Here is a 21,818-nt window from a genome sequence, read left to right on the forward strand (position 1 = left end):
GAACGCGCGGAGGTCGGCGGCGAGCAGGTCGGGGCGCTCCAGAGCGGCGAAGTGCCCGCCCTCGTCGAAGCGGCTCCAGTGCACGATGTTCGCGTTGTCGCGCTCGGCGAAGACCCGGATCGTCTGGAAGTCGTCCGCGAACACGGCGACTCCGGTGCGGGCGGTGCTGACGCGCGGCTCGGCCCCTTCCTCGGCGGCGTCTGCCCTGGCGTTCTCGAGGTAGCTGCGCGACATGCCGGACGCCGCGTTCGCGAACCAGTTCACGCTGACCTCGAGCAGGATCTTGTCCAGAGGCACGAGCGACGTGCCGTTGCCGAACGAGTTGAACAGCTCGCTGTACGCGAGGAGTCCGACCGGAGAATCGCTGATCCCCACCGACACGGTCTGCGGGCGCGAGGAGTTCATGGCGTTGTACCCGCCGACCGACTGGAACCACTGCATGTGCTCGAGGCCGGCGTAGTCCGCGGGCTCCAGCTTCTCGAACTCCGCCGGGTCGCCCGAGGGGAACGAGAACAACTGCAGCACGTGCAGACCGAGGAATCCTTCGGGTTCGCGCAGCCCCAGCTCGCGGGCGACCATCGCCCCGTTGTCGGATCCGTGGATGCCGTAGCTGTCATAGCCGAGCCCCCGCATGAGGCGGTCGTACGCCTCCGCGACGCGTGCGGTCGTCCACCCCGGCGAAGCGAGCGGCTGGGAGAAGCCGTAGCCGGGCGCATCCGGGATCACGACGTCGAACGCGTCCTCCGCCCGGCCGCCGTGCGCCACAGGGTCGACGAGCCGGTCGATCAGGTCGAGGTAGTCGATCGACGAGCCCGGGTAGGTGTGGGCGAGCAGCAGGGGTGTCGCTCCCTCGTGGGCCGAGCGCACGTGGAGGAAGTGGATCGTCTGTCCGTCGATCACGGTGGTGAAGTGCGGGACGGCGTTGATCCGCTCCTGGGCGGCGGTCCAGTCGAAGTCGCGCCAGGCGGCGACGGCCTCGCGCAGGTAGGAGTTGGGGGTGCCGGCATCCCAGTCATCCGTCGGCGACGGCTGCGGAAGACGAGTGCGGGCGAGGCGATCCTGGAGATCGGCGACCTCGGCAGCGGAGACCGAGACGGTGAAGGGGCGGAAGGTGAGCGTCGTGTTTTCCATATCTCGAAGGTAGAAGGCTATTAGGTTGGATTCGTTCCTAATAAATTGCCGACTTTCACGGAGTTCCGATGGCCGATCCGACCGCTCGTCTGCTCGCCCTTCTGGCCCTGCTGCAGACCGGCCCTGAGCGCTCCGGGTCCGACCTGGCCGCCCGCCTCGGCGTCTCGGCGCGCACCATCCGGCACGACATCGAGCGGCTGCGTGACCTCGGGTATCCGGTCGACGCCACGCGCGGATCCATCGGCGGATACCGCCTGGGGGCCGGCGGGAAGCTTCCTCCGCTGCTTCTCGACGACGAAGAGGCGGTGGCGGTCACGGTCGGGCTCCGCGCCGCGGCCGGCATCGCGGGGGTCGCGGAGTCGGGCGCCCGGGCCCTCGCCAAGCTCGAGCAGGTTCTGCCGTCGCATCTGCGTCCCACGGTGGACGCCCTCCGCACCAGCGTCGACCGCGCTCCGGAGAACAACGACACCGACGCCCCGGATGCCGAGGTGGACGCCGCATCGCTGCAGGCCATCGCGCGCGCGATCCGCGACGAGGAGTGGTTGCGCTTCGAGTACGAAGGGGCGCCCGTGCTGGTCGAGCCCTATCGGCTGCTCACCTGGCATCGGCGCTGGTACCTGGTTGCGCGCGATCCGCACACCGCGGAGTGGGGCACCTACCGCGTCGACTGGATGGACCTGCGGATGCCGACCCACCGGCGCTTCGACCCGCAGCCGCTGCCCGGGGGCGACTACACGGCCTTCGCGATGCGGACCATCGCGGTGAGCGGGTGGATCGTGCACGCCCGGCTGCGGATCGACGCTTCGGCGGAGGCCGTGCTCGACCGGATCCATGCCGCGGTCGGTGTGGTCGAACCGATCGATGAGGAGCACTGCATCCTCGTCACCGGCGCGGACAGCCTCGACACGGTCGCCGCCTACATCGGGATGCTCTTGATGGACTTCACGGTCGAGAGTCCACCCGAGCTGATCCCCCGCCTCCAGCTGTTGTCCGAGCGCTACGCGCGCGCGGTGGCCGGCAGCTGATCCCTCCCCCTCCGTGCCGAGACCCCGCCAGATTGCCGAGACCCCCGCCTGCAGACGTCAGCAGGCGGGGGTCTCGGCGGGGCTCGGGGGTCTCGACGACCCGGAAGTCAGGGGCTCAGGCGCCGCGCAGACGCTCCGCGAGGTACGCGTGCAACTGGTCGATCGAGACGCGCTCCTGCGCCATGGTGTCGCGGTCGCGCACGGTGACGGCGCGGTCCTCGAGCGAGTCGAAGTCGACCGTGACGCAGAACGGGGTGCCGATCTCGTCCTGACGACGGTAGCGGCGACCGATCGCCCCCGCATCGTCGAAGTCGACGGCCCAGGAGCTGCGGAGCGTGTCGGCGACCTCACGCGCGAGAGGAGACAGCTTCTCGTTGCGCGAGAGTGGCAGCACCGCGGCCTTGACGGGCGCGAGGCGCGGGTCGAGCTTGAGCACGGTGCGCACGTCGGTGCCGCCCTTGGCGTTGGGCACCTGCTCCTCGCGGTAGGCATCGACGAGGAACGCCATCATCGCGCGGGTGAGGCCGAACGAAGGCTCGATCACGTACGGGGTGTAGCGCTCGCCCGTGGCCTGGTCGAAGTAGGTCAGGCTCTGCCCCGACGCCTCGCTGTGGCTGGACAGGTCGTAGTCGGTGCGGTTGGCGACGCCCATGAGCTCGCCCCACTCCTTGCCCGCGAAGCCGAACTTGTACTCGACGTCGATCGTGCCGGCCGAGTAGTGCGCGCGATCGTCTTCCGGCACGTCGAACTGGCGCATGTTCTCGGGGTCGATGCCCAGATCGATGAACCAGTTCCAGCAGGCCTCGACCCAGTGCTCGAACCACTGCTGTGCGTCGGCGGGCGGCGTGAAGAACTCGATCTCCATCTGCTCGAACTCGCGCGTGCGGAAGATGAAGTTGCCCGGCGTGATCTCGTTGCGGAACGCCTTGCCCACCTGGCCGATGCCGAACGGCGGCTTCTTGCGACTCGCGGTGAGCACGTTCGAGAAGTTCACGAAGATGCCCTGCGCGGTCTCGGGGCGCAGGAAGTACAGGCCCGACTCATCGTCCACGACGCCGAGGTAGGTCTTCACCAGGCCGGAGAACGCCTTGGGCTCCGTGTACTGCCCCTTGGTGCCGCAGTTCGGGCAGGGGATGTCGGCGAGGCCGTTCTCGGCCTTGCGCCCCTTGCGCGCCTCGAAGTCCTCGATGAGGTTGTCGGCACGGAAGCGCTTGTGGCACTGCAGGCACTCGACCAGCGGGTCGGTGAAGGTCGCGACGTGACCCGAGGCCTCCCACACGCGCTTGGGGAGGATGATGCTGGAGTCCAGGCCGACCATGTCGCCACGGCCGCGCACGAACGTCTGCCACCACTGACGACGGATGTTCTCCTTGAGCTCCGTCCCGAGGGGGCCGTAGTCCCAGGCCGACCGGGAACCGCCGTAGATCTCACCCGCTTGGAACACGAACCCGCGGTGGCGGGCGAGGGCGATGACCTTGTCGAGGCGGGACTGTTCGGCCATGGTGGCTCCAATGGTCGGATGCGGGAGGAGACCCGTGAACACGGGCACCCCATTCTATCCGTCGCCCCGTGGCGACCCTGGCCCCGACGGCCGCACGGGAGTACCGTCCTGACATGAGCACTGCAGCGCGAGATCAGCGGGCCCGCAACGACGACACCCGCTTCTTCGGCCAACCGTGGGCTCTGGTGCACATCTTCGGCGTGGAGATGTGGGAGCGCTTCAGCTTCTACGGCATGCAGGGCATCCTGCTCATCTACCTGTACTACTCGGTCTCGCAGGGTGGCCTCGGCCTCCCCGAAGCCGTCGCCGGCGGGATCGTCGGCGCGTACGGCGGTGCGGTCTACCTGTCGACCATCCTGGGCGCCTGGCTCGCCGACCGCCTGTTCGGGTCCGAACGGGTGCTCTTCGTCAGCGCGATGGTGATCGTGGCCGGCCACGTCGCCCTCGCCCTGCTCCCGGGCTTCGTCGGCGTGGGCGTCGGCCTGGTGCTCGTCGCTCTCGGCTCCGGCGGCCTGAAGGCGAACGCGACCTCGGTCGTCGGCAGCCTCTATACCCCGGAGGATCCCCGCCGGGATGCGGGCTTCTCGCTGTTCTACCTGGGCATCAACCTCGGCGCGTTCCTGGGCCCGATCCTGACCGGCATCCTGCAGTCCTCCCTCGGTTTCCACTTCGGTTTCGGACTCGCGGCCCTGGGGATGACCTTCGGCCTCGTCCAGTACTCGTTCGGACGTCGCGCCCTGCCCTCCTCGGTCCGCGAGGTGCCGAACCCGCTCCCGACGTCCCGCTACCCTCTCGTCGGGATCATCGCCGTCGTCGCCGTCGCCCTCATCGCCGTCCTGGTCCTGACCGGGCTGATCCGCGCAGACAACCTCGCGACCCTGGTCATCGGCGGCACTGCGATCGCCGCCGTCGCCTATTTCACCGTGATCCTGTCCAGCCGCCGCATCGACACCACCGAGCGCTCGCGGGTGTGGGGGTTCCTGCCGCTGTTCGTCACCAGTGTCGCGTTCTGGTCGCTGTACCAGCAGCAGTTCACGGTCCTGACCGTCTACTCGGACAAGCGCCTCGACAGGAACCTGTTCGGCTGGGAGATGCCCGTCTCGTGGGTGCAGTCGATCAACCCCGTCTTCATCATCATCCTGTCGGGAGTGTTCGCCGCGATCTGGACCCGACTCGGAAAGCGCCAGCCCTCGACACCGGTGAAGTTCGGACTGGCCGCGATCATCATGGGATCGGCGTTCCTGCTGTTCCTGCCGTTCGCCGGAGGGGGCGAGAACTCCACGCCGCTGCTGGCGATCGTCGGGATCCTGTTCGTCTTCACGGTCGCCGAACTGCTGCTGTCACCGGTCGGGCTCTCGGTGGCCACCAAGCTCGCGCCCGCCGCGTTCCACACGCAGATGGTCGCGCTGTTCTTCCTGTCGATCGCCCTCGGCACGGCGATCTCCGGATGGCTAGTGCAGTTCTACAACCCGGATGACGAGGTGCCGTACTTCTCGATCCTCGGTGGCATCGCCATCGTCGTCGGGATCGGCCTGCTGCTCAGCGTGAAACCCGTCCTGAAGCTCATGCGCGGGGTGCGCTGATCGCGCCGCCGCGGAAGGCGGTCAGGCCGTGAAGAGGTAGCCGCGCGCGTTGTCGTAGCCGGCGACCTTCAGTCCGCTGCCGAGCAGACCTTCCATCTGGGCCCGCAGACGGAGCCGCCACTCGTGTGCGGCCGCCGGGTCCGCGATGCGCAGCGCCTCGATGTCCGCCGGGATCTCCAGGGTCTCGACGACCTCGTCGTCTGCCGGCGGCTTGGCGATGTCGGCGAGGGCCCACTCGACATCGAGCCGGTCGCTCTCGTCACCCGCGTCCCCGCCGCCGAAGATCCCGTAGCGGTTCACCGAGTATCCCGTCGCGCGTGCGCCGAGCACCGCGAAGAAGAAATGCGCGTTGCGCGCGACCAGCGGATCGAACACCCAGGTGATCCGACCGACGTCGCGGGAGAACGCCCACTGACGCTGGTGCTCCTTGAGCTCACGCCCCCAGCCGCGACCCCGATACTCGGGGAGCAGGGCCGTGATGTGCGAGTGCATCGCCCGCCGGGCGGGTTCGCCGAAGAACGCGATCGATGCCCCGACCATGCGCTCCTCGTCGCCCTCGCCGTCGAAGAAGCCGACGACGTAGTTGCCCGACTGCTGCAGGGCGCGCAGGGTGCCGGCATCCACCACGCGCTGCGGACCCCGGATGGAGTCGAGCAGGCCCTGCGCGTCGAGGATGAGTTCAACGGTGTCGAGATCACGGATGGTTCGCACGCACCCAGTCTGCCCCTCGTCGGCCCGTTCGAGGAATCGACGGGCCCGGATCAGCGATAAGGAAAGGCCTCCCCGCCACCCGCCGCGAGCGCTTCCGCGACGATCCGGAGGTGTGCTTCGGCCATCTCCGGCGGCAGCGGCGGCAGGATCTCGTCCCAGAAGGCGAGCACGGCGCCGCGGCCCTGCATCATCCCCGCCGGGCGTCCCATCGCCCACAGATGCATGTGCGCGGAGCCGTCGTTCCAGCGACCGAAGTGGCAGCGCGCGACCCCAGGGACGCTCTTGACGGCCTGGGAGACCCGCTGCATCAGCGGACCCAGCGCGGCGAGCACATCGTGCGGGGCGTTCTCGAGCAGCCAATGCTCGCGCGGCGCGACCCCGCCGATGAACGGCAGACCGCCGACGTCCCATCCGGCACGCACTTGCCACAGCTCGTCGTGCCAGATCGTGTGCACGCTCGGACCGCAGTGCCCGCACTCGCCCGGGTCGATCTCTCCTCCGCGCGGCTTCTCCGGCACGAGCATCGGTTCGAGCGGACGCATCGTGATCGTCTCGAAGGCCCAGGGCAGACCCTCGGCGATCGCGGAGGCGTCGAGCACCTCGCCGATCGGGAGCCGGCGGTGGTATGCGGAGTCGGCGGGGTGCTGGTCGAAGGCGGCGTCATCGCTCATCCGCCCATGCAATCACGAACGGCGGAGCGCGCTCACACCTTCCTCAGCGCGTCCCGATCGAGTTGAGAGGCGGAGGTGAGCCCCGCCAGCCCGAGGGTGATGTCGATCTCGGCGAGCACGTTCCGCATGACCTCGCGCACACCCACCTCCCCCGCGATGCCGAGGCCGTAGGCGTAGGGACGGCCGAGAGCCACGACCGTCGCGCCGAGGGCGAGGGCGATCACGGCATCGGCGCCGCCCCGCACCCCCGAGTCGAAGACGATCGGCACCCGGCCCGCGACACGCTCCGCGATCTCGGGCAGCACGTCGAGCGTCGGCACCGAGCGGTCGATCTGACGGCCGCCGTGGTTCGAGATCCAGATCCCGTCCATCCCCGCATCGAGCGCCGCCTGGGCATCGTCGGGGTGCACGATCCCCTTGAGGATGATCGGCAGACTCGTCCACTCGCGTGCTTTCGCCAGGTCTTCCCCCGTGAGGGCAGGAGTGGAGAACACGTCGAGGAACGTCTCGACCGCAGCCCGCGGCAAGGGCGAGCGGAGGTTGTCGCGCAACGAAGCTCCGCCGGTGAGCGGCGCGCCCTTGCGGGCGATCATCAGGGCCGCGGCCACCGCCCGAGGTGTGACGCGGACGCCGGGCGCATCGCCCTTCGGCGCGGCGGCGCGCTCGCGCACCAGCTGCTGGAACACCGGATCACTCGTGTACTGCGCGATCCCCATCCCGCGGGTGAACGGCAGGTACGCGAGATCGAGGTCGCGGGTGCGCCAACCGAGCAGGTGCGTGTCGAGGGTGATGACGATCGCTTCGCACCCGGACTCCTCGGCGCGGGCGAGCAGCGAGCGGTTGAGGTCGTCCGACGCCGACCAGTAGAGCTGGAACAGCCGGGAGCCGTGCGGTGCGGCATCCGCCACCTCCTCCATCGGGAAGGAGGCCTGGTTCGAGAGCGTGTACGGGACGCCGAGGGATGCCGCGGCACGCCCGACCGCGAGGTCGGCCTCCGCGTGGGCCATCTCCATCACCCCGAGCGGGGCGAGCAGAAGGGGCGTCGGGCGCATCCGCCCCAGGAACTCCACGCCGAGGTCGCGGGTCGAGACGTCACGGAGCGGCCTCGGCCAGACCTGCCAGCGGTCGAACGCCCGACGGTTGGCCGTCATGGTGCGCTCGGAACCCGCGCCACCGGCGATGTACGCGAACGCTTCGGCGCTCAGCGCCTTGCGGGCCGCAGCCTTGAGGGCCACGGGGTCGATCGGCACCGCGGGCTTCGTCCCGCTGATGCCCGCGCGGTAGATGTCGGACTGGGTACGCCGGGAGATGCCGCGGTGGGCGGCGGGATCGTCCGGAGCGACGCTGCTCGTGACCATGCCCACATGCTAACCAGCGCCGGACGGCCCCGCATCGTCCGATCGCCGATAGCCTGAGCCGGTGGGTGCGAGCGTCGACAGAGCCAGGAAGCGTCTCTCCCGCACCCCGCCGAAGTGGGCGATCGTCGCGGTCCTCGCGTTCGCCGGTCTGTGCTCGTCGTTCATGTTCACGCTCGTCGTCCCGTTGCAGGCCGAGCTGCCGCAACTGCTGAACGCCTCCCGCGAGGACACCACCTGGGTGGTCACGATCACGCTGCTCGTCGCCGCGGTCGCCACCCCCATCTCCGGCCGCCTGGGTGACATGTACGGCAAGCGCCGGGTCGTCATCGCCCTGCTCGCGCTCCTCATCCTCGGCTCCGTGATCGCCGCGGTGTCCGGCTCGATCGTCGGCGTGATCATCGGTCGCGCGCTGCAGGGGGCCGTGACGGGCGTCGTCCCCCTCGGCATCGCCATCATGCGCGACGTGCTGCCGCCCGAGCGGCTCGGCACGGCCGTGGCCCTCATGAGCGCGACCATGGGCGTCGGTGGCGCCATCGGGATGCCCGTCGCCGCCCTGCTCGCCCAGAACGCCGACTGGCACATGCTCTTCTGGCTCGCGGCAGCGCTCGGCGTCGTCGGCCTCGCCCTCGTTCTGGCGGTGATCCCGGAGGACGTGCTCCGCTTCCCCGGTCGACTCGACGTGGTCGGTGCCGTCGGTCTCGCGATCGGCCTCACCGGGATCCTGCTCTTCGTCTCGCGAGGAGCGCAATGGGGATGGACCTCCGCGCTCACGCTCACCTGCATCCTCGGGGGAGTCGCCGTCCTCCTGGTCTGGGGCTGGTACCAGCTGCGCACGAAGGACCCCCTGCTCGATCTCCGGGTCGCCGCACGCCCGGCCGTCCTGTTCACGAACATCGCCGCGATCGGCATGGGGTTCGCGCTCTTCGCCTCGAACGTGACGTTCCCTCAGCTGCTCGAGATGCCGACCGTCGGCGGCGCGGGCTTCGGGCTCGACATGCTGGCGGCGTCGCTCGTGATCATGCCGGCGGGGCTCGTGATGATGGTCATCTCACCGCTCTCGGGCTGGCTCGAACGCACCGTCGGCCCCCGGCCGCTGTTCACGGTCGGCGCCGCGGCGATCGTGCTCGCCTACGTCTTCGTCCTGCTCTGGTCCTCCGAGGTGTGGCACATCTTCGTGGCCAACATCTTCATCGGCATCGGGATCGGGTTCACCTTCGCCGCGATGCCGATGATCATCATGCGCTCGGTGCCGGCGAACGAGACCGGGGCGTCGAACGGGCTGAACGCCCTGTTCCGCTCGGTCGGAACCTCGAGCGCCTCCGCCGTGATGGGCGGTGTGCTCGCGGCGATGAGCATCGATGTCGACGGGGTCGCCGTGCCCACGCGAGCCGCCTTCGAGGTGTGCTTCTGGCTCGCGATCGCGGCCGGCGTGATCGCCGTGGTGCTCTCGCTCTTCATCCCGAAGCAGCGGAGTTCCGAGCAGCATCCGTCCCTGCCCGGCTGAGCGCGGCGCCGCACATCCGCGACGCGGACCGGCTCAGGTCCTCCGATAGGTGATGTGGGTGACCAAGGAGGTTGCGCGCACCGACACCCGTTCGAGCCGCTGCGGGGGCACCCCCTCGAAGACGCGCTCCCCCGCCCCGATGATGCACGGCGTGATGTGCAGGCGCAGCTCGTCGAGGAGACCCGCCGTGAGGAACTGGTTCACGGTGCGCGGCCCGCCGGCGATCGAGATGTCCTGCTCTCCCGCGGCGTCCCGGGCCAGCCCCAGTGCCCTTTCGATGCCGTCGGTGATGAAGTGGAAGGTCGTGCCGCCCTCCATCTCGATCGGCTCGTGCGGATGATGCGTGAGCACGAAGACAGGGTTGTGGTACGGCGGGTTCGGACCCCACCAGCCACGCCAGTCGCGATCCCATTCCCCCCGCACCGGGCCGAACATGTTGCGGCCCATGATGGTCGCCCCCGAGGTGACGATCGCGTCAACCTCGGCCTTGTTCTCCTCGTAGGCGTCGAACATCCAGTTGTGCAGCCAGGAGTCATCGACATCGCCGAACGGTCGCTCCTCCGTCTGGTTCAGACCAGTGGCGTAGCCGTCGGCAGAGACGGCGAGGTCGCTGAAGATGATGCCCATGCGTGACTCCTCCTCGGATGCGGACGCCCTCCGGTCTACGCGAACCGAGGCCGTCCGTCAACGGGAGATCGTGCGCGGGTCCGGGTCGTCGTGCCGCGGAGGGCGCAGCCGATCCGGGATCGGCCAGGCCAGCACGAACTGCGCGGTCGCCGGACGGGTCATGTCGCCGAAGTCGTCGATCTTCACCACGATCCGCCCCGGCACACCCTCCTCGTCGGGAGTCACCTCGAGGAGGCGCACGCGCAGCGGACGGTCGTCCTCACCGTCCAGCATCCACGGATCCGCGAGCCACGCGATCCCGTGCTCCTCCAACGCGGCCTCGGCATCGAGCCAGTCGGCGGGAGCACCGACACGGCGGCCGAGCACGTCGACAGCCACCCACTCGTCTCCGGCGGGGTGGATCCATCCGAGCAGCTCGCCGTCGTCGCGGCGGTGCGGGGTCCAGTCAGATCGTGGCATCCCTCGATGCTAGCGACGTGCCGTGCGCGTCAGTGCGTGTACTCCATGAGTTCGACACCGAGCACGCGGAAGGCGTCGTGCGCGCGAAGCCGGTGCGTGATCGAGAGGTCGTCGAAGCAGACGATGAGCGAATAGGCGACCCCGGCGCGAGGGCCGGCGAGCACACCCGCCTCCGCACGCACCCCTCGGTCGCGACCGGTCTTGTTCACGAACAGCAGGCCGTGCGCATCGTGATCGTGCGCGAACGGATCGAGGCCCGTGGAGGCCGCGACCAGGCTCAGGTCCTGGTTCAGGCTCAGCCACTCCGACACCTGCGCGCTGACGGCGGCGTCGACGACCTGCGAGTTCACCAGCGCCGAGAACAGCCCGGCGAGTTCGCGCGCCGAACCGACGGCGACCTGCGGAGCGTCGTCGGGGCCGCGACGGTCGCGGAAACGGTCGAGCAGCGCCGTTCGGCGGAGCCCGAGGGACTCGATGCGCTCGCGCACCCGTTCGTGCCCGACCTTCTGCAGCAGTGCATTGACCGCGATCGGGTCGCCCGCGGTCGCCGCCAGCACGGCGAGGTCCTCCAGCGGAAGCGCCGGGGCATGCAGGTGTCGCCAGAGCCCCGAGGTCTCCACGGCATCGACGTTCTCGCGCTCGACGATCTCGAACGGGTCCAGCGCACCGCTCTGGAAGCCCGCGGCCACCTCGATGAGCAGCGGGACCACGCCGAGCCCCGCGACGGGCATGGTCACATGGTCGTCACCGGCCAGGACGTGCACATGATTGTCGAGGTCGACGACGTGTACCGAGACCTGCGCGCCGGAGTCCGCCAGCCCCTCCAGCGATCGGAGCGTGGCGGTGAACGACCGTCGCCCGGCGGCTGCGCGCCGAGGGAGTCGACGGCTGGTGCGCTGCGAGCGGCGACCGCCGGACGACTCCGGGGCACCCCGCAGAGACTCGGGGACCGAGGAGTTGCGGAACCCATCACCAGGCTCGAGAGCGCCCACGCTGATCCTTAAGGGGGGTGGATTTGCGGGATACCGAGGGAAGACGCTCCCCAGCGGCAGGGCTATCGTAACCCCACCGCCGGGGGATGCTTCACAGAGTGTGACGTTTGGTCACCAGATGGTCACCCGCGATGTCGCGGGCAGCCAGAGCGCGTCGGTCTCGGCCACCCCGAACGCCTCGTAGAAGGCATCGATGTTGCGCACGATCTGGTTGCAGCGGAACTCGTTCGGCGAGTGCGGGTCGATCGTCAGCAGCCGCAGGGTTTCGGCGTCACGGCTCTTCTGCTGCCACACCTGCGCCCAGGAGAGCAGAAGTCGCTGCACGCCGGTGTACCCGTCGATCACCGGTGCCTCCGCACCGTCCAGCGACAGCTCGTACGCCCGGAGCGCGATGCCGAGACCGCCGAGGTCGCCGATGTTCTCCCCGATCGTGAGGGCGCCGTTGACGTGATGCTCGGCGTCGAGGCCCTCTGGAACGAGCGCGTCGTACTGGGCGATGAGAGCCTTGGTGCGCTCTTCGAACGCCGAGCGATCCGCATCCGTCCACCAGTCCTGCAGTCGGCCGTCGCCGTCGTAGCGGCTGCCCTGGTCGTCGAAGCCGTGGCCGATCTCGTGACCGATGACCGCGCCGATGCCGCCGTAGTTCGCGGCCGCATCACGACCGGCGTCGAAGAACGGGTACTGCAGGATCGCCGCGGGGAACACGATCTCGTTCATGGACGGGTTGTAGTACGCGTTGACCATCTGCGGCGGCATGTGCCACTCGGTGCGGTCGATGGGCGTGCCGACCTTGTCGACGTTGCGATCGTGCTCGAAGATCGCCGCGCGGCGCACGTTGCCGAACAGGTCGTCCCGGTCGATCTCGAGGCTCGAGTAGTCGCGCCACACCTCGGGATGCCCGATCTTCGGCGTGAACGAGTCGAGCTTGGCGAGCGCGCGCTCACGGGTCTCCGCGGTCATCCACTCGAGGTCGGTGATGCTCCGGCGGTAGGCCTCGATGAGGTTCGCGACCAGCTCGTCCATCGCGGCCTTCGCCGTCGGCGGGTAGTGCCGCTCGACGTACACCTTGCCGATCGCCTCGCCGAGGGCCCCCTCGGCGAGCGAGACGCCGCGCTTCCAGCGCTCGCGCATCGTGGGGACCCCGGTGAGCTCGGTGCCGTAGAACGAGAAGTTCTCCTGCACGAGATCGTCGGTCAGGTACGGTGCCGCCGCGTGCACGACCTTCGCCCGCAACCACGCCTTCCAGTCGTCGAGACGCTCCGGGGTCAGCAGCGAGCCGAGGCCCTCGAAGAAACTCGGCTGCGACACGACGACCTCGTCGAACGCGCCGGGGTTCGACGGCGAGACGGCCTCCCGCCACGGCGTGAGGTCGACACCGGCGAGCTCCTGGAGCTCGTCCCAGGTCTTGAGGTTGTAGGTCGCGACCGCATCGCGGCTGCGCACGTTGTCCCAGTGATGACCCGCCAGCTCGGTCTCGAGCGCGATCGCCCGGTCGGTGTTCTCCGCCGCCTGCGGGACGCCCGCGAGCTCCAGCAGTCGCTCGAGGTGGGCACGGTACGCGGCGCGGGTGTCGGCGAACGTGTCGAGGCGGAAGTAGCTCTCGTCGGGGAGCGACAGACCTGCCTGCAGGAGCACCGGGAGGTAGCGCTCGGGGTTGCCGGGGTCGCCGTCGACGTAGAGTCCGATCACGGATGCACGACCGTCGCGGTCGTACGCGCCGACGGTGCGCAGGAACGCCGGGATGCCGTCGATCGCGTCGATCTCGGCCAGCGTCCCGGCGAGCGGGGTGACTCCGGCGGCATCGATCCGCTCGGTGTCCATGAAGCTCGCGAACAGGTCGCCGATCTTGCGGGCGAGAGTGCCCTCCGCTGCGTCCTGCGACTCCTCGACGATCGCACGCACGTCTTTCTCCGCCTGCTCGGCGAGGAGGTGGAAGGAGCCCCAGCGCGCCTTGTCGCCCGGGATCTCGGTGCGTGCGAGCCAGGCGCCGTTCACGTGGCGGTAGAGGTCGTCCTGCGGGCGGATGTCGGAGCTGAACTCATCAAGGGCGAGGCCCACGGGAAGAACGTCAGTCATGCGCCCCAGCCTATGACGCCCCTCCCCCACCGCGTCGAGGCGGGCCCGTCCGCCGTCACCATCCGGTCTGCAACAGGGACTGGACGATGATCGCGGCGACGACCTGCACCGCCAGCAACCAGCGGCGCGCCCGTTCGTCGAAGAGCGCCAGACCGATCGTGATCCAGGGCACGAACGGCAACCAGATGCGCTCCACCTCCGCCCGGCTCATGTTCGACAGATCGGCCAGGAGCACCATGAGCACTCCCGCGGCGCAGAGCAGCAGCACGATGGTGCGCGGCTCCCATCCGCGCCCTGACTCGATTCGGAGTTCCGGAACCTGACGCCGCTCTCGTGGTCCGCGGATCGCCCACGCCCCGACCGCCGCGAAGGCCGCACCGATCGCCGGCCCCGCGCTGACCGCGAACGCGGCGATGTTCCCCCACAGCCAGTACCCGGGCGGTCGGCGCGATGCCACCCCATCCCAGTAGCGCTGCTGCAGCACCGGGAACGCCTCCCACCAGGCGAAGCCGAAGACCGCGAACGCCCCCACGACGGCGATCGCCGAGACCGCGGCGATCGGCAGCGGGATCCACGACCTCCCCGCCACCAGCACGGCGACCGCGAGCACCCCCAGCAGGGGGAGGCCGTACGAGAGCATCACGCAGTATCCGAGCAGGAGGCCGGCCCCGACCGACCACGCGATCCGCGCGACACCACCCGCACGCGTCGCGAGCGCCAACAGACAGATGCCCCACGCGGCGACGGCCATGAACATGCCGTCGCCCGAGACCGCCACCCAGATCGCCGCGGGGGTGAACACCAGGAACGGAGCCGCACGACGGGCGAGGTCAGCCGCACCGAGAGCCCGCAGCGTGATCAGCACCGCCACCACGGTCGTGGCGCCCAGGAGCAGGACCACGAATCCGGCGGCGAGCGCGCTCCCGAGCCCCATCCGCACCAGGACGACGAAGAAGAGCAGGGCTCCCGGGGGATGGCCGGCGATGTGCACGGGCCAGTTGTCCTCATGCGCGTAGGGGATCCGCTCGATGTACTCGCGCAGCGTGGCCCCGAAGTCGTCGACCTCCCGTGCGGTCCCGAGGTACTCGTACCGGTGGTCGAGGATGGTGCCGATGCCGTCGAGCCCGTCCACCGTGGCGAGCGCGAACAGCCACAACGCGGACGCCGCGAACGCGAGCAGCAGCAGCCGCCCCCACCGGACCGAGGAGGCGAGCCGCGGACCCCAGATCACGCCGGCCACACCGAGCAGCACCGCCAGGGGTGTCCCCGGTCCGACTCTCGGCGCCCACTCCGCGTGCAGCGGCGGGAACGACTTGACGCGCACGTTCCATCCCGTGAGCGCCGGGATCAGGACCGCGGCCGCGATGAGCACGACGGCCGCGACCGTCCCCCAGACGGCGAGACGCGGCCCCGGACGCGTCGCGGCACCCGCCATCAGACGTCCGCCCCCGTGCGAAGCGAGGCATGCGCGAACTCACGCACCCCCTCGTCGAAACCGACCTGCGGTCGCCACCCCAGCTCTCGGCCGATGCGATCCGCCGACGCGGTGATGTGGCGCACGTCGCCCGACCGGAACTCCCCCGTCCGCACCGGCGGCGGCCCTCCGAATGCCGCGGCGAGCGCGTCGGCGAACTCCCCGATCGTGTGCGGGACTCCCGTGGCCACGTTGAACGCCCGCGTGGTCCCGCGCTCCACACGATCCGTCCACTCGAGGGCGGCGAGGTTGGCGCGTGCCACATCCCGGACATGGATGAAGTCGCGTCGCTGCTGCCCGTCCTCGAACACGCGGGGGGCCTCGCCCCGCTCGAGGGCGGAACGGAAGATCGATGCCACTCCTGCGTACGGCGTGTCCCGGGGCATCCCCGGTCCGTAGACGTTGTGATAGCGCAGCAGCGCCGCCCGCCCTCCGTCATAGGCCCACGTGCGGGCCAGCAGTTCCTGCTCGAGCTTGGTCGCCGCGTAGGCGTTGCGCGGATCGCAGGGCTGCTCCTCGGGGATCGACATCGGTCGGAGGGGCTCCCCGGTGTGCGGCGATCGCGGCTCGAAGCGACCCGACTCCAGATCGGCCCGGCTCCGCGTTGCGGGCTGCACGAGACGATCCCCCTCCCGGTACAGCCCCTCGCCGTAGACGACCATCGACGACGCGAGGACGAGGCGTTCGATCCCGGCCTCCGCCATCGCCGACAGCACCACCGCCGTGCCGAGCGAGTTCGAGCCCACGTAGTCGGGGGCATCGTGGATGCTGACGCCGAGTCCGACCTTCGCCGCCTGATGACAGACCGCGTCGACCCCGCGCAACGCCTGGCGCACGGCGTCACGGTCGCGCACATCGGCAGCGACGAACTCGACCTGGCTTCCGCCTTCCGGCTCGGGGGCGGCGCTGCCGTGCACGTCGGGGCGCAGGGAATCGAGGATTCGAACCCGCCAGCCCGCGGCGATCGCCTCGTCGACGATCGCGGAGCCGATGAAGCCGGCTCCGCCCGTCACGAGCAGAAGTCGGCTCATGCTCGTGCCCCGATCAGTGCCGCGACCACCTGGGGCGCCAGGCGCTCGGGCGGCTCGTACCCCGGAGGGATGGCGGCGATGATCGCTGCGACAGCCGCGCTCAACCGCGGCTGCGCCTGTGCCATCACGGCGAACACGCGTTCCGCGGTGGCCGAGGTGTCATCCTCCGTCTCGCCGTGCTCGGTGTCGGTGTCGGTCACGATCGCGAGGTTCACGTGCGCGAACCCGAGCTCCGCGGCGAGCGCCGCCTCGGGCAGCTGGGTCATGTTGACCAGGGCGGCTCCCATCGCGCGGTGCCAGTCGGCCTCGGCGGCCGTCGCGAACCGCGGTCCCTGCACCACGACGCTGGTCCCCGCGGGGTGCACGCGCTCCCCCTGGTCACGGAGCACCCGGAACGCGATCTCGCGCAGATGCCGGTCGTAGGGCTCCGCGAACGGCAGATGCTGCACACCGGCGATCTCGATGTCCCCGTCGAAGTAGGTGTCGGCCCTGCCGTGCGTGCGGTCGATGAGCTGATCGGTCAGCACGAAGTCACCGGGCGCGAGCGATGACGCCAGCCCACCCACCGCGTTGGTCGACAGCAGCACCCGTGCCCCGAGCCGCCGAAGCCCCCACAGCAGCGCCCTGGCGTTGACCCGGTGCGGCGGCACCCGATGCCCCTCCCCGTGCCGCGGCGCGAACGCCACCGCGCGTCCGTGCAGTCGCCCGACGACGATCTCGGGAACGACTCCCCACGGTGAGTCCGACGCGGGAAGGACTCGTCTGTCCCCGAGGTCGAGCGCTTCGAAACCCGATCCTCCGATCACCGCGAACTCGATCCGGCCCGGCTGCGCGTCAGTCATGCTCCCAGCGTGCCCGCGGACTCGGCATACCGGCACCCCATTTCCTTACACCCCGATGACAGGTTCCCGATCCGCCCGCGTCCGGGCACGCCCGGTCCGCATACTGAGGACATGCGCGACGACCACTCGACCGGTTCGGTGACCGAACGGCTCTCCGTCGCGCTCCAGGATCGGTCGGAACGTGCGCAGCGATCCCTGGGCTCCCCCCTGCGCACGACGCGGATGGCCGTCGTCATCGGCAGACTGCTCGGTCTCGCCTTCCTCGTGTGCTTCGTCACCGGTCTGTACAGCCACCTGCAGCAGGATCCGCTGCCCTGGCTGACGCTGCCGACGCGCCCGATCCACCTCTATGCCTGGAATCAGGGGATCCACGTCGTCGCGGGCTCGATGCTCATCCCGCTGCTCCTGGCGAAGCTGTGGATCGTGTTCCCGAAGCTCTTCGCCTGGCCTCCGGTACGCAGCTTCCCGCATCTGCTGGAGCGCCTGAGCCTGGCGGTGCTGGTGGCCGCCGCGCTGATGGAACCGATCACCGGGGTGCTCAACACTCTGCAGTGGTATCCGTGGGACTTCTCCTTCCGCCGCACGCACTTCGCGCTGGCCTGGGTCCTCCTCGGGGCGATGGCCGTGCACATCGCGGTGCACCTCCCCGCGATCGTCACCGCCTGGCGCGCAGACCCGGACGATGACGATGCCGATGCCCCCTCCGATTCCGATGCCCGCTCCGATTCCGATGCCCCGTCCGATTCCGAAGGGACGGCGACGCGATGACCGCGCCCCTCTCCCGCCGCCGCTTCCTGGCCGGGGTCGGCGGCGCCTCCGCACTGTTCGGCGCCGCGGCGCTCGCCCACGCGGTCGCCCCCATCGGCCCGTTCAGCCTGCGGGAGCCCCGCGCCCGCGCCGACAGCCCCCAGGATCTGCCCATCAACCGTTCCGCGCGGCAGGCCGCTGTGACGGCGCTCGCCCTCGACCCGGAGTGGACGCTGACGGTCGCCGGCGTCGGGATGACCCGCGCCTTCACAGCGGCCGGACTCGAAGCCCTGCCGCAACGCACGGTCCGGCTCCCGATCGCCTGCGTCGAGGGGTGGACGGTCGACGCGTCCTGGACGGGTGTCCGCCTGCGGGATCTCCTCGCCACCGTCGACGCGCCCGACGACGCCACGATCCGCTTCCGCAGCCTGCAGCAGCGCGGCGCCTTCCGAGCCACCACGATGCCGCCTCCGTACGTCGGCGACCCTCTCACGCTGGTCGCCCTCCAGCTCAACGGGGAGCGCCTCGACCTCGACCACGGCTATCCGGCGCGCGTCATCGCCCCCGGGCGGCCCGGCGTGCTGCAGACCAAGTGGCTGTCCTCGATCGAGGTGGTGTGATGAGGGCCGGCAGAATCGCGCTCGCAGCCGTCGGGGTCGCCCTGCTGCTGTGGGGAGCCTGGCTGATGCTCTCCGCACAGGACTTCGCTCAGCTGTTCAGCGTCGCTGTCTGGCTGCTCGCCGTCGTCGTCGTGCATGACGGCCTTCTGACCGTCGTCAGCGCCGTGCGCCATCGACTGCGGCCGCGGACCGCGACGACGGCACCCCGCGGACCGGCCGTCACTCGCGACACGGATCCGGCAGACGGGTGAGGCTCACGAACGCCCGCCCCGACGTTGCGCTGATCAAGGCGCGCTCCCGCATCATGAGTCACGCCAGGTGAGGCCGTGGAGGCCCATCGCTTGAATCAGGTTCACATCGTCGGTGTCGACGATCCGAGAACTGATCTGATGGAGATGCCGACTCGCGGGGTCATCGCCGGGGCGCTCGAAGATCGCCCACAGCGCCAGGTCGTCACCGTGGCGAGAGCCGAATCGGACACCCTCCGCAATCGGCACTCCATCTTCACGTGTGAGGGCGTAGAAATCGACGGTGAGGCGGTGTGTGAGCTCTCGCGGATACGCACGTTTCAGAGCTGCGGCGTCGAAGTCATCGAAGCCGAGCGAAAGCGCAAGCCGCACATACTGCGGACGAAGCGCGGCGATCGTGGCGTCGGGAATTCGGCCACGTCTTGGGGGTCTTCGACGATGCCTTTGAGCATGTCGGAGCCATCCTCGTTCACATCGGGCCGTGAGTAGGCGAGCAACTCGACGAAGCACCCGAAGGCAGAGTCAGCTGCATAGGTCGTGCGGAAGGCAACGTCAGGGTCGTCCCAGCGCGCGTTGCCGGCGTACCGCGGGTCGATCCATGCCCACGGGTCTGGCGCTCGGCCCACGCGCCAGACTGTCGCGCCGCCCGCTTCGACCAGCTGCAGCTCGGGTGCGGCCATCAGGCACCGACGAAGCTCTTGGCCGCGTTGAGCACTCGTGCCATTCCCTCGTCGGTGCGATCCTCGTGGAGCACCCGAGCCGGTGAGAGATCGCCCAGCTGCGGGTTCATCCCCTGGAACCAGGTCGCGGCGACACCGTCACCCTCACTCCGGTCGATAAGAGTCGCGACCTGGAATGCCAGCCGCAGTCGACGTTCCGTGTTCGCCGTAGGCATGCGGTCACCATCAGCCCACGAGCGCACCGCACGTGTCTCGGTGACGTTGGCAATGTAGGCGACGAGCTTCGCGCCGAGTCGCTCACGCAGATCTGACACGATCTGCGGCACCCCTTGGCGGATCGAGTCATTGAAAGCAGCGAGCTTGGTGGCCTCGATGGTTGCGGACATGACCTTAGGATACCAGCGATGCCATCATTGATGGCATACCCAATCTCAGCTTAGATCCCACCCAAGAAAACCGAAAGAACGGCACGGACGTCGTCACTCGCGACAGGGATCCGGCAGACGGGTGAGGCTCACGAACGCCCGCCCCGACAGCGTCCACGTCTCGATGATCTGCAACCCCGTCCCGTGCACCCGATCGCGGAGTGCCGTCGCTCCGATCTCGTACCACGGGAAGGGCGAGCTCGATCGGCCGTCGATGTCGACGACGGTCGCCTGATACCCCCGGTCCCGCGTCGGGTGCGGATCGACTTCGACGATCACACGTCCCCCCGGACCGACGATCTGCCCGCACCGGGCGAGCAGTGCGTCCGGCTCGCCCCCGATGCCGATGTTCCCGTCCAGGAGCAGCAGCGTGCCCCAGGAGCCCTCCTGCGGCAGCGGATCGAACACGGAACGCTGCAGCGCGGGCAGGCCCTGCTGCCTGGCGTGCTCGACGGCGGACATCGCGACGTCGACCCCCAGCCCGAGGTGTCCGGCCACGATCGCGGCGTGGAGTATCCGCCCCGGCCCGCATCCGACATCGAGCACGGGCCCTCGGATCCGGGCGATCACCGAGTCGTCGGCAGCGTCCGCAGCGGCGAGGAAGCGACCGACCTCGACCCGATGCTCGGTTCCCTCCCCGAGTTCGATCAGGCGCAGCATCCCTCCCCCGTTGCGCAGGGCGAAGTCGTAGGGTGCATCGCCTCCGGCCCCGAAGTGCGCGGCGGTCGCGTTGCTCATCCTCGCCCGTTCCCTTCGCCCGCGCGGCCGACGGCAGCCGTGGCCTCGAAGACATCCGAGAAGCGGGGAAGCAGGCCGGCGAGATGCCCCTGCGGAGACAGAACGGCCGCGACCTCCCGCAGCGAGGCGAGATCGTCGATGTCCGTGAGAGGAGGGGCGTCGCGCACGCGGAGCCACATCCGTACCAGGCGTCGGCGCTGATGCGCCCCGGTGTCCGACACCGACATCGGCACACCGCGGACGAGGTCCCCTCGCGAGCACGATCCCAACCGTCCGGGGCGAAGATCGTCGATCCCGAGGAGCCAGAAGCCTCCGTCGGTCGCCGGTCCGATCCAGGCGTCGACGTCTTCCGGCCAGTCATCGGCGAGTGCGCGCAGCAGCATCGGATCCAGCTGAGGGGTGTCCATGCCGACCAGGAGCACCCTCCCGGGAACGGAGTCCAGCGCTGCGCCGATCCGCTCGTCCAGCCCGCCCGAGACCTGGGGGATGACCCGGAAGCCCGCGGGAACGGATACGTCTCCCTGCGCGCAGACGACGACCGGGAGCCCGGTCGCCCCCACTGCGTCGAGCGTGTCGGCGAGGCTCGCCTGTGCGATGTCCGCCGCCTCCTCCAGCGTGAAGGGCGGATGCAGCCGGGTCTTGACCTTTCCCGGCAGACACTCCTTCGCCATCACGATGATCGTCGTCTCGGCGTTCATGCGAGCCTCCTCAACGTCCGGTGCATATCCGACACCGCGATCAGGGTGCCCCGGACGGTTCCGGTGACCTTCGACCGGCCGGTCCGCGGGCGGTAGGAGACATCGGTCTCGCCGATGCGCAGCCCCTTCCGCCAGGCACGCAGCAGGAGTTCGAGGGGATAGCCGCTGCGCCGATCCTCCATCCCGAGGTCGAGGAGCATCTCGCGACGCCCGGCCCGGAACGGACCGAGATCGTGCATCGAGAGCCCGGTACGCCGACGCACCATCGACAGCAGCACCGTGTTCGCGAATCGCGCATGGATCGGCCACGCCCCTCGCCCACCGACACGGCGACGCCCGAACATGAGGTCGCTCTCGCCTCGATGCACGGGGCCCGCGAGCCGATCGAGCTCGGTCAGGTCGAACGATCCGTCGGCGTCGCAGAAGGCGACGACGGGTGCCGTGGCCGCACGCAGTCCGGCATGCACAGCGGAGCCGTACCCGCGCCGTGGCTCCTGGATCACCAGCGCTCCGAGACGACGCGCGATCTCCGCCGACCCGTCGGTGGAGCCGTTGTCGACGACGATCGCCCGCGCACCGGAGGGAAGGGCGGCCAGCACCCCGGGCAGCGCCTCCGCCTCATTCAGACAGGGGAAGACGACGTCGGTGGGAAAGGCCATATCGCGACGCTAGAGAAG

The 21,818-nt window shown here is 69.7% G+C and carries 24 protein-coding genes; 6 read left to right on the top strand and 18 right to left on the bottom strand.

Translation table 11 applies throughout. From position 1 onward, the window contains the following. On the bottom strand, positions 1 to 1,131 hold a 1,131-nt coding region (locus E0W80_RS16615), incomplete at its 3' end, for an epoxide hydrolase family protein (protein ID WP_131494146.1). A gap of 68 nt (positions 1,132 to 1,199) precedes the next feature. Between E0W80_RS16615 and E0W80_RS16620 the strand changes: the two genes are divergently transcribed. Further along, a complete protein-coding gene (locus E0W80_RS16620; protein ID WP_131494148.1) occupies positions 1,200 to 2,156 on the top strand; it encodes a WYL domain-containing protein in 957 nt (318 codons plus the stop codon). A gap of 115 nt (positions 2,157 to 2,271) precedes the next feature. Here E0W80_RS16620 and E0W80_RS16625 read toward each other — a convergent pair whose 3' ends face one another. After that, complete coding sequence (locus E0W80_RS16625; RefSeq protein ID WP_131494150.1) at positions 2,272 to 3,657, bottom strand: glycine--tRNA ligase; 1,386 nt, start codon at positions 3,655 to 3,657, stop codon at positions 2,272 to 2,274. A 113-nt stretch (positions 3,658 to 3,770) separates the two neighbouring features. On the opposite strand from E0W80_RS16625, the gene E0W80_RS16630 reads away from it, so the two are divergent. Next, on the top strand, positions 3,771 to 5,240 hold the full coding sequence (locus E0W80_RS16630) for an oligopeptide:H+ symporter (RefSeq protein WP_131494152.1): 1,470 nt from the start codon (positions 3,771 to 3,773) through the stop codon (positions 5,238 to 5,240). A 21-nt stretch (positions 5,241 to 5,261) separates the two neighbouring features. Here the strand turns inward: E0W80_RS16630 and E0W80_RS16635 are convergent, their stop codons facing one another. The 3 genes from E0W80_RS16635 to E0W80_RS16645 are packed head-to-tail and all read right to left on the bottom strand — an operon-like array spanning position 5,262 to position 7,980. Then, entirely contained in the window at positions 5,262 to 5,951 is a 690-nt protein-coding gene (locus tag E0W80_RS16635) for a GNAT family N-acetyltransferase (protein WP_131494154.1), read from the bottom strand. A 50-nt stretch (positions 5,952 to 6,001) separates the two neighbouring features. Beyond that, entirely contained in the window at positions 6,002 to 6,622 is a 621-nt protein-coding gene (locus E0W80_RS16640) for a hypothetical protein (RefSeq protein WP_052193350.1), read from the bottom strand. A 32-nt stretch (positions 6,623 to 6,654) separates the two neighbouring features. Continuing rightward, complete coding sequence (locus tag E0W80_RS16645; protein ID WP_131494156.1) at positions 6,655 to 7,980, bottom strand: alpha-hydroxy-acid oxidizing protein; 1,326 nt, start codon at positions 7,978 to 7,980, stop codon at positions 6,655 to 6,657. A 61-nt stretch (positions 7,981 to 8,041) separates the two neighbouring features. Here E0W80_RS16645 and E0W80_RS16650 point away from each other — a divergent pair, with 61 nt between their 5' ends. Then, complete coding sequence (locus tag E0W80_RS16650; protein ID WP_131494158.1) at positions 8,042 to 9,484, top strand: MFS transporter; 1,443 nt, start codon at positions 8,042 to 8,044, stop codon at positions 9,482 to 9,484. A gap of 33 nt (positions 9,485 to 9,517) precedes the next feature. On the opposite strand, the gene E0W80_RS16655 is transcribed toward E0W80_RS16650, so the two are convergent. The 7 genes from E0W80_RS16655 to E0W80_RS16685 all read right to left on the bottom strand — a co-directional run bounded on the left by E0W80_RS16655 (position 9,518) and on the right by E0W80_RS16685 (position 16,985). Next, positions 9,518 to 10,111, bottom strand: coding sequence for a dihydrofolate reductase family protein (locus E0W80_RS16655; protein WP_131494160.1), 594 nt, complete (start codon positions 10,109 to 10,111; stop codon positions 9,518 to 9,520). Between the two features lie 57 nt (positions 10,112 to 10,168). Beyond that, the gene (locus tag E0W80_RS16660; RefSeq protein ID WP_131494161.1) at positions 10,169 to 10,570 is read right to left on the bottom strand and encodes a hypothetical protein; all 402 of its coding nucleotides are present in this window, start codon (positions 10,568 to 10,570) and stop codon (positions 10,169 to 10,171) included. A 29-nt stretch (positions 10,571 to 10,599) separates the two neighbouring features. Then, on the bottom strand, positions 10,600 to 11,562 hold the full coding sequence (locus E0W80_RS16665) for a serine hydrolase (protein WP_047521031.1): 963 nt from the start codon (positions 11,560 to 11,562) through the stop codon (positions 10,600 to 10,602). Between the two features lie 111 nt (positions 11,563 to 11,673). Continuing rightward, positions 11,674 to 13,638, bottom strand: a complete 1,965-nt coding sequence (locus tag E0W80_RS16670; RefSeq protein ID WP_131494163.1) for a M13-type metalloendopeptidase — start codon at positions 13,636 to 13,638, stop codon at positions 11,674 to 11,676. A 55-nt stretch (positions 13,639 to 13,693) separates the two neighbouring features. After that, a complete protein-coding gene (locus tag E0W80_RS16675) occupies positions 13,694 to 15,073 on the bottom strand; it encodes a hypothetical protein (protein WP_131494165.1) in 1,380 nt (459 codons plus the stop codon). Continuing rightward, entirely contained in the window at positions 15,073 to 16,143 is a 1,071-nt protein-coding gene (locus E0W80_RS16680) for an SDR family NAD(P)-dependent oxidoreductase (protein WP_131494167.1), read from the bottom strand. Before E0W80_RS16680 ends, E0W80_RS16675 begins: the two co-directional genes overlap by 1 nt. Further along, a complete protein-coding gene (locus tag E0W80_RS16685; RefSeq protein ID WP_131494169.1) occupies positions 16,140 to 16,985 on the bottom strand; it encodes an MTAP family purine nucleoside phosphorylase in 846 nt (281 codons plus the stop codon). The genes E0W80_RS16680 and E0W80_RS16685 overlap by 4 nt, the downstream gene beginning before the upstream one ends. Before the next feature lie 111 nt (positions 16,986 to 17,096). On the opposite strand from E0W80_RS16685, the gene E0W80_RS19450 reads away from it, so the two are divergent. From E0W80_RS19450 to E0W80_RS16700, 3 genes are read left to right on the top strand one after another with little or no spacing between them, the layout of a single operon-like run. Next, positions 17,097 to 17,753, top strand: coding sequence for a hypothetical protein (locus E0W80_RS19450; RefSeq protein WP_131494171.1), 657 nt, complete (start codon positions 17,097 to 17,099; stop codon positions 17,751 to 17,753). Continuing rightward, complete coding sequence (locus E0W80_RS19455; RefSeq protein WP_131494173.1) at positions 17,750 to 18,352, top strand: molybdopterin-dependent oxidoreductase; 603 nt, start codon at positions 17,750 to 17,752, stop codon at positions 18,350 to 18,352. The genes E0W80_RS19450 and E0W80_RS19455 overlap by 4 nt, the downstream gene beginning before the upstream one ends. After that, entirely contained in the window at positions 18,352 to 18,603 is a 252-nt protein-coding gene (locus E0W80_RS16700; protein ID WP_131494175.1) for a hypothetical protein, read from the top strand. Before E0W80_RS19455 ends, E0W80_RS16700 begins: the two co-directional genes overlap by 1 nt. A 51-nt stretch (positions 18,604 to 18,654) precedes the next feature. Here E0W80_RS16700 and E0W80_RS16705 read toward each other — a convergent pair whose 3' ends face one another. The 6 genes from E0W80_RS16705 to E0W80_RS16730 form a co-directional block, all read right to left on the bottom strand. Next, positions 18,655 to 18,849, bottom strand: a complete 195-nt coding sequence (locus tag E0W80_RS16705) for a hypothetical protein (RefSeq protein WP_131494177.1) — start codon at positions 18,847 to 18,849, stop codon at positions 18,655 to 18,657. A gap of 71 nt (positions 18,850 to 18,920) precedes the next feature. After that, entirely contained in the window at positions 18,921 to 19,280 is a 360-nt protein-coding gene (locus tag E0W80_RS16710; RefSeq protein WP_131494179.1) for an RES domain-containing protein, read from the bottom strand. Continuing rightward, the gene (locus E0W80_RS16715; protein WP_131494181.1) at positions 19,280 to 19,666 is read right to left on the bottom strand and encodes a hypothetical protein; all 387 of its coding nucleotides are present in this window, start codon (positions 19,664 to 19,666) and stop codon (positions 19,280 to 19,282) included. Before E0W80_RS16715 ends, E0W80_RS16710 begins: the two co-directional genes overlap by 1 nt. A gap of 93 nt (positions 19,667 to 19,759) precedes the next feature. Then, complete coding sequence (locus E0W80_RS16720) at positions 19,760 to 20,443, bottom strand: class I SAM-dependent methyltransferase (protein WP_047521043.1); 684 nt, start codon at positions 20,441 to 20,443, stop codon at positions 19,760 to 19,762. Next, positions 20,440 to 21,141 (bottom strand): DUF2064 domain-containing protein, encoded by a 702-nt coding sequence (locus tag E0W80_RS16725; RefSeq protein WP_131494183.1) that lies wholly within the window; start codon positions 21,139 to 21,141, stop codon positions 20,440 to 20,442. Before E0W80_RS16725 ends, E0W80_RS16720 begins: the two co-directional genes overlap by 4 nt. Continuing rightward, on the bottom strand, positions 21,138 to 21,800 hold the full coding sequence (locus E0W80_RS16730) for a glycosyltransferase family 2 protein (RefSeq protein ID WP_047521044.1): 663 nt from the start codon (positions 21,798 to 21,800) through the stop codon (positions 21,138 to 21,140). The genes E0W80_RS16725 and E0W80_RS16730 overlap by 4 nt, the downstream gene beginning before the upstream one ends. Positions 21,801 to 21,818: the final 18 nt, after the last annotated feature.

Source organism: Microbacterium sp. PI-1, from assembly GCF_004337555.1.
GTDB classification, from domain to species: domain Bacteria; phylum Actinomycetota; class Actinomycetes; order Actinomycetales; family Microbacteriaceae; genus Microbacterium; species Microbacterium aurugineum.